General features: G+C 60.5%; 7 protein-coding genes. 2 read left to right on the top strand and 5 right to left on the bottom strand.

Going from position 1 to position 7,262, the window contains the following annotated elements; all coding sequences use genetic code 11:
- The 3 genes from WBF74_RS07130 to WBF74_RS07120 form a co-directional block, all read right to left on the bottom strand.
- Positions 1 to 187: hypothetical protein (locus tag WBF74_RS07130; RefSeq protein WP_424437333.1), on the bottom strand; the 187-nt coding region annotated here is incomplete at its 3' end.
- A 220-nt stretch (positions 188 to 407) separates the two neighbouring features.
- Positions 408 to 1,634, bottom strand: a complete 1,227-nt coding sequence (locus WBF74_RS07125) for an acyl-CoA dehydrogenase (RefSeq protein ID WP_424437330.1) — start codon at positions 1,632 to 1,634, stop codon at positions 408 to 410.
- Positions 1,635 to 1,712: 78 nt separating this feature from the next.
- Positions 1,713 to 2,639, bottom strand: a complete 927-nt coding sequence (locus WBF74_RS07120) for a LysR family transcriptional regulator (RefSeq protein WP_424437327.1) — start codon at positions 2,637 to 2,639, stop codon at positions 1,713 to 1,715.
- Positions 2,640 to 2,746: 107 nt separating this feature from the next.
- Between WBF74_RS07120 and WBF74_RS07115 the strand changes: the two genes are divergently transcribed.
- Positions 2,747 to 3,745, top strand: coding sequence for an NAD-dependent epimerase/dehydratase family protein (locus tag WBF74_RS07115; RefSeq protein ID WP_424437324.1), 999 nt, complete (start codon positions 2,747 to 2,749; stop codon positions 3,743 to 3,745).
- Between the two features lie 192 nt (positions 3,746 to 3,937).
- On the opposite strand, the gene WBF74_RS07110 is transcribed toward WBF74_RS07115, so the two are convergent.
- Both WBF74_RS07110 and WBF74_RS07105 read right to left on the bottom strand, forming a co-directional pair.
- Complete coding sequence (locus tag WBF74_RS07110) at positions 3,938 to 4,945, bottom strand: NAD(P)H-dependent flavin oxidoreductase (protein ID WP_424437321.1); 1,008 nt, start codon at positions 4,943 to 4,945, stop codon at positions 3,938 to 3,940.
- Between the two features lie 92 nt (positions 4,946 to 5,037).
- Complete coding sequence (locus WBF74_RS07105) at positions 5,038 to 5,952, bottom strand: LysR family transcriptional regulator (RefSeq protein ID WP_424437318.1); 915 nt, start codon at positions 5,950 to 5,952, stop codon at positions 5,038 to 5,040.
- Positions 5,953 to 6,190: 238 nt separating this feature from the next.
- On the opposite strand from WBF74_RS07105, the gene WBF74_RS07100 reads away from it, so the two are divergent.
- Positions 6,191 to 7,177 carry an NAD(P)H-dependent flavin oxidoreductase gene (locus WBF74_RS07100; RefSeq protein WP_424437316.1) on the top strand — a complete coding sequence of 329 codons (987 nt, stop codon included), beginning with the start codon at positions 6,191 to 6,193 and terminating at the stop codon, positions 7,175 to 7,177.
- Positions 7,178 to 7,262: the final 85 nt, after the last annotated feature.

The following is a 7,262-nucleotide window of genomic DNA, read 5'->3' as shown; positions in this document are numbered from 1 at the left end:
GCATGAAGGCTTCGAGGAGTCGCCCCGCATTGATAAGCGACATGCCACCCCAGAAGCGCCATTTATGTTTCTGGATGAGCTGCAGAAGCCGCCAGAGCGGATGGGTGCCACGCTCGCCATCTTGCGGCGTGCTGTCCCCCTGAACGGGTTCGTCCTCCGGGCGCTCCATCGACCTGCGCGGGCTCACGGTAGAAATCCGCTATTTGGCGGGGCCGCAAGGCCGCGCTGCGATTATGCCGGTGCTTCCACCATCCGCCTGCGAGGTTGCCCGGGCGACGGAAAGAATGAAGCTGTGCTTCCTGGGAAGTTTTCTCCTCGCACCGACTATACGCCGCCCGATCTGATTCGGAAGGGAGCTTTGCGACGCCGCCACGCCGTTTTGTGTGCGTGGCGGCGCTGCCGGTCGATCAGAAAAAGGCCTGAATACCCGTCTGTTCGCGGCCAAGGATCAGCGCATGAACATCATGCGTGCCCTCATAGGTATTCACCGCCTCAAGGTTCATCACATGGCGGATGACGTGATACTCATCCGACACACCATTGCCGCCATGCATGTCGCGGGCGACGCGGGCAATATCGAGCGCCTTGCCGCAATTGTTGCGCTTCATGAGTGATATGGCGGCAGGAGCCGCCTTGTCCTCGTCGAACAGGCGCCCGAGCTGCAGGCAGCCCTGCAGACCAAGCGCGATTTCGGTCTGCATGTCGGCGAGCTTTTTCTGGATGAGCTGGTTCGCGGCAAGCGGGCGGCCAAATTGTGTGCGGTCGAGCGTATATTGCCGCGCCGCATGCCAGCAGAACTCCGCCGCGCCCATCGCGCCCCAGGCAATGCCATAGCGCGCGCGATTGAGGCAGCCAAAGGGACCAGCAAGGCCGCGCACATTCGGCAGCAGGTTTTCATCCGGCACGAACACATCCTGAAGCGAGATTTCGCCGGTGATGGAAGCGCGCAGTGAGAACTTGCCTTCAATCTTGGGCGTCTCGAAACCCTTGAAGCCCCGCTCCACCACGAAGCCGCGGATTGTACCGTCATCCGTCTTTGCCCAAACGACCGCAAGATCGGCGATCGGAGCATTTGTGATCCACATCTTTGCACCGTTCAGCACATAGCCGCCATCAACCTTGGCTGCTCGCGTCTTCATGGAGCCGGGGTCGGAGCCATGGTCGGGCTCGGTCAGACCAAAACAGCCAACCCATTCGCCGGTGGCAAGTTTCGGCAAATATTTTTCGCGCTGCGCTTCCGTACCATAGGCATAGATCGGATGCATGACGAGCGAGGACTGCACGCTCATCGCCGAGCGATAGCCGCTATCGACGCGCTCCACCTCGCGCGCGGCAAGCCCGTAACAGACATAGGACAGACCCGCGCAGCCATATTTTTCCGGCAGGGTCAGCCCGAGCATCCCTTGCGCGCCCATCTCGTTCATGATTTCGCGATGGAAGATTTCGTGCCGGTTCGCTTCCTTCACGCGCGGAAAGAGCTTTTCCTCGCAATAAGCGCGGGTGCTGTCGCGGACCATGCGCTCTTCTTCTGTGAGTTGCTCATCGAGCAGCAGCGGATCTTGCCAGTTGAAAGGCGCGAGCTTGGGGTTGGGCTTCTCCCCGGAAGGGGCGGAAGACTTGGCTGCCTCAGACATGGATGTTCCTCGAACCTAGGGTAGAGCACGGGATTTTCAGCCTGTCATATAGCAGGCAGAACGCCGCCCCGCACCCGCTTATCCCGCCCGCCGTCCTCGCATCGGAGAAGGCACGCCGCGGGCATAGGCGGTCATCTCCTCCGCCAGATGGTCGAACATGAGGCGCATCCGCCGGCTTGTCTTCAGGTCTTGATGCATGACGATCCAGATATCGAGTTCGAACTCATGGATGCCGGGCATGACGGCAACGAGGTCGGGATAGTGCTTTGCGAGCGGATACTGGCAATAGCCAAAACCGAAACCGGCCTTGAGCGCGGCAAACTGCCCGACATCACTGTCGCAACGATAGGCGAAAAGGTCGCGACTGATCGGCATGCCGAAATCCTTCAGCATCCTCCGGGCCGAGGGCTCGCGGTCAAAGCCGATAAAGGGAAAATTGCGTGCTTCCTGAAGCGAGGAGGGCGCGCCCATCTTCTCGATCAGTTTCCTGTGGCCATGAACACCGATCTTCACCGAGCCGGACTTACGGGCGACGAGAGAGGATTGTGTCGGCCGGACCATCCGGATCGCGATATCCGCATCGCGGCGGATGAGATCATCCGTGCGGTTGGACAGCACGATTTCGACGGCGATGCGCGGATGCTTCTCGCGGAAGCGGGTAAGGATCATGGGCAGCACCTCCGTGCCGATGATCTCGCTCGCTGTAATGCGGATGGTACCCCGCTCCTCGACCGCCGCGCCGGAAGCCGTGCGCTTTAGTGCTTCAGCCGCCATCGACATGGCCTCGGCATGGGGGATGAGCGCAAGTGCAAGCTCTGTAGGCGCAAGCCCGCCTTGCGAGCGGGTGAAAAGCGCAGTACCGAGCGCTTCTTCTAGTGCATCCACATGGCGGCCAATCGTGGGCTGTGTCAGGCCAAGCTGCCGCGCGGCACCTGAAAGGCTCCCCTCACGGATAACCGCAAGAAAGGAGCGATAGAGTTCCCAGCCGGGTGAAGCGTCTGTCATACGAAAATGTATAATAAGGCGACATAATTAGGCAATTCATGTTTATCGCGATTGAGCCCATTTTCTCCTCGTCGAAACAACAAACCCGATGACAGGAGATCAGAGAAATGGCGTCTACCGCCCTTATCCTTGGCGCTACCGGCGGCTTTGGCTGCGAGATGGCGCTCGCCCTTCACAATCATGGCTGGCAGGTCCGCGCCATGCAGCGCCGCCCTAAAGCCGCAGCGCGCGACCTTGCGGACCTCCCTTTCATTGACTGGGTGAAGGGCGATGCGATGAGCGCGGCAGACCTCCGCGCGGCAGCCGAAGGGGTGGACCTCATCGTCCATGCGGTGAACCCGCCCGGCTATCGCAATTGGGCGGGCACTGTCCTTCCCATGATCGATAACACCATTGCAGCGGCAAAGGCTGTCGGCGCCCGCATTCTTCTGCCTGGCACCGTCTATAATTTCGGGCCGGATGCCTTTCCGCTTGTCAGTGAGACCTCGCCGCAAAATCCGAAAACGCGAAAGGGAAAAATCCGCGTTGAACTGGAGCGCCGCCTGCATGCGGCGTCGAAAGCGGGCGTGCCGGTTCTGATCCTCCGTGCGGGTGACTTCTTCGGTGGACGACAAGGCGGCAATAACTGGTTTGCACAAGGGCTGGTGAAACCGGGAAAGGCGCTCCGCTCCATCACCTATCCGGGTGCGGAACATCTCGGCCATGCCTGGGCCTATCTGCCGGATATGGCGGAGACGGCGGCCCGGCTTCTCGAACGTGCAGATGAACTCGACCGCTTTGCCGTCTTCCACTTTGGCGGTCACTGTCTCGGTCAGGGTGTGGAAATGGTCGATGCCATCCGCTATGCCGCGCGCAATCCTGATCTTAAGGTAAAGCGCCTGCCCTGGTTCGCGCTGACGCTGCTCTCGCCTTTCGTCGAGACGTTCCGCGAAATGCGCGAGATGCGCTATCTCTGGCAGCACCCCCTGCGCCTCGACAATTCAAGGCTTCTCGCCTTTCTCGGCCACGAGCCGCACACGCCGCTCGATGTGGCTGTGGCGACGGCGCTCGGTCGTCTCGGCTGTCTGCCGTCGGAAGCAATGAAATTGCAGCCGCTCCCCGCCTGATGCCCCGGAGGAACACATCATGTCGCTCAAAAGCCGTATCGAGCGTGTTCTCGTTGTTGTTGCCAGTTCCGCGCTCACCCTCCACGCCGTCGAGTTTTTTCATGTGACAGCACAGAACTATCTCTGAGGCGCGAAAAGAAAAGCGGCAGGATCGCTCCCGCCGCTTTCGCTTCTCTCGAAAGATAAAAAGGCTTATTCCGCCGCCGCCTTCAGGGCACTCAGCGCTTCGGCCGGCATGCGCTCTGCAAATTCGCGGCAGGCCTGCACATATTCCCGCTTCATGCGTTCAATAAGTTCGGCAACAGGCGGGGCATCCTTGATCTGGCCGATGCCCTGACCGGAACCCCAGATGTCCTTCCACGCCTTCTGCTTCATGTTGCCGCCCGAGCCGAAATTCATCTTCGACTTGTCGGCCTCGGGCAGATTGTTCGGGTCGAGCCCCGCCGCCGCAACGGAGGGCGCGAGATAGTTGCCATGCACGCCCGTGAAGAGATTCGTATAGACGATGTCATCGGCGGCATATTCGATCAGGTTCTGCTTGTACGCCGGATCGGCATTGGCTTCTTCCGTAGCGATGAAGCGCGTGCCGAGATAGGCAAGATCGGCACCCATGGCGAGCGCGCCTGCAATGCTCCAGCCATCGGACATGGCGCCGGAGAGGATGACCGTGCCGTTGAACCACTGCTTCACCTCGCGCACCAGCGCGAAAGGCGAGAGAGTGCCCGCATGGCCGCCTGCGCCCGCGCAGACAAGGATAAGACCATCGACACCCTGTTCCGCCGCTTTCTTCGCATGCTTCACATTGATGACATCGTGGAAGACTTTGCCGCCATAGGAGTGGGCTGCTTCGACAACTTCCGCCGGCGGACGGAGTGAGGTGATGATGATTGGCACTTCCAGCTTGGTGCAGACTTCAATGTCTTGCGACAGCCGGTCATTCGAGGAGTGGCAGATCTGGTTCACCGCAAAGGGCGCAACCTTCTTTTCCGGGTGCTTCGCCTGATATTCGCCAAGCTCTCCCTGAATGCGCTTGATCCATTCTTCCAGCACATGCGCCGGGCGCGCATTGAGGGCGGGAAAAGAACCGACAATGCCAGCCTTGCACTGGGCGATGACGAGTTCGGGGCCGGAAACAATGAACAGCGGCGAACCGATCACCGGCAGTTCGAGCCGGTTCTTCAGAATGTCGGGTAGAGCCATTTGCGAAATCCTCCTGTTGTTGCGGAAGATAATGGCCCTAATGCCCCGCCGCCGGAACGTTCAAACCTGAACATCGGGGTGTTCTTTGCCGATCAGATGCTGACGCTGCGTCCTGCTAGCCTGTCGCGGTCAGTCTTTGCCTTCTCACCGAGAAAATCGATCACGGCCCGCACCGGTGCTGTGTCGCGGAGATCGGGATGGGCAAGAAGCCACATCTCCGTCCCGTTGGCGAGCTTTTGCGGGGCAATCCGCACCAGGTCGGAATAGTGTTCGCCGGTAATGCAGACAAGCGTGGAAATGCCGACGCCCGCGCGCACAGCCTGCACCAGATCAGCATCCGAAAAGCACCGCAGCGCAACGCGCGCGCCCTGCGTCACATGGGCAAGCCAGTCTGCGAGTTCGACCTCTGCCGCAAGCCCGCCAAAGCCGACAATGCGATGGTCGCGCCACTCCTCACGCCGCGAGGGCAGGCCAAATTTTTCCGCGTAGCTGCGCGCGGCATAAAAGCCGACGCCGATGCGGCCGATCTTTCGGCCGACGACATTTTCGCGCCCCGGCCCGTAAGGGCGGATCACGATATCGGCATCGCGGCGTTTCACCGAAACCTGCGTTACCTCGTTCACGATCTCGATTTCGATACCGGGATGGCGCTGCTCGAACTCCGCGAGATAGGGCATGAACCAGTAGGAAGCGAGGCTGTGGGGCATGGCGACGCGGACAAGGCCCTGCGCTTCTCCATCGGCGCTCAGTGCGGCATGAAGCGCGCGCTCGGCTGCGAGCGCCATTGGCTCCACCTCCGCGCGCAGCCTTTCGCCTGCGCCGGTCAGTGCATAGCCGGTCGGCTCGCGCACAAAGAGCTTCGCACCGAGCCGCTTTTCCAGCGTCGCGATATGGCGGCCCACCGTTGCATGGCTGAGCTTCAGCCTGCGCCCCGCCCCCGAAAGGCTTTGCGTGTCCACCACGGCAAGAAAGATGCGATAGGCATCCCAGTTGGAATCATTGTTCATGACTGAACATTCAAATGTTTGATCCTGAAGAGCGAGATTGCGCCGGATCGCTCATCGTTTCAAGCATGGGGGAGTTGGGTGCCACGCCTTGGAATACGCTGCGGCAAGGCGTTTTCGCCGGAGAGAAGCCGATTCCCTTCGTGCAAAGCGTGGAATCCTTCTGCTAAAACAGCCTCATTCGGAATTGTGCGAGGCTTGGCCGCCTTCTGAGCCGGGCCTCCGTCGAGGGAGAGGAAAATTGATCAAAACAAGATTCACCGAACTGTTCGGGGTTGAGCACCCCATCGTGCAGGGTGGCATGCAGTGGGTTGGCCGTGCGGAGCTTGTCTCGGCTGTGGCCAATGCGGGCGCCCTCGGCTTCATCACCGCGCTGACGCAGCCCACGCCTGAAGATCTCGCCAAGGAGATTGCACGCTGCAAGGGCATGACCGACAAGCCCTTCGGTGTGAACCTCACTATTCTGCCTGCGCTGAAGCCGCCGCCCTATGCCGAATATCGCGCCGCGATCATCGAGTCGGGCGTGAAGATCGTCGAAACGGCTGGCTACAAGCCACAGGAACATGTCGAGGATTTCAAGAAGCACGGCATCAAGGTCATCCACAAGTGCACGGCTGTCCGCCACGCGCTTTCGGCGGAACGCATGGGCGTCGATGCCATCTCGATCGACGGCTTCGAATGCGCGGGCCATCCCGGTGAAGATGACATCCCGGGCCTGATCCTCATTCCGGCTGCGGCCGACAAGGTGAAGATCCCGATGATCGCGTCAGGCGGCTTTGGCGATGCCCGTGGCCTCGTTGCCGCGCTCGCGCTGGGCGCCGAAGGTGTCAACATGGGCACGCGCTTCATGTGCACCAAGGAAAGCCCCATTCACCAGAAGGTGAAGGAGCAGATCGTCGCCAATGACGAGCGCCAGACCGACCTCATCTTCCGCACGCTCCACAACACGGCACGCGTGGCGAAGAATGCGGTCAGCCAGGAAGTTGTCGCCATCGAGAAGAAGGGCGGTGCGAAGATCGAAGATATCGCGCATCTCGTTTCCGGCGCGCGCGGCAAGGTCGTCTATGAAGCAGGCGATCCCGATCATGGCATCTGGTCGGCCGGCATGGTGCAGGGCCTGATTCATGACATCCCGTCATGTCAGGAACTCGTGACGCGCATGGTCCGCGAGGCGGAAGAGATTATCCGTACCCGTCTCAACAGCATGGCCGGCATCAAGGTGGCCTGACGCCTCCTGCTATCGGCTGGACAGACAGACCCGCGCCGGAAACGGCGCGGGTTTTTCATTTCCAGTCTTCCATCACGATCTTCTG

The organism is Parvibaculum sp. (assembly GCF_049672805.1).
Lineage (GTDB): Bacteria > Pseudomonadota > Alphaproteobacteria > Parvibaculales > Parvibaculaceae > Parvibaculum.
This window is presented reverse-complemented; position numbering and strand designations above follow the sequence as displayed.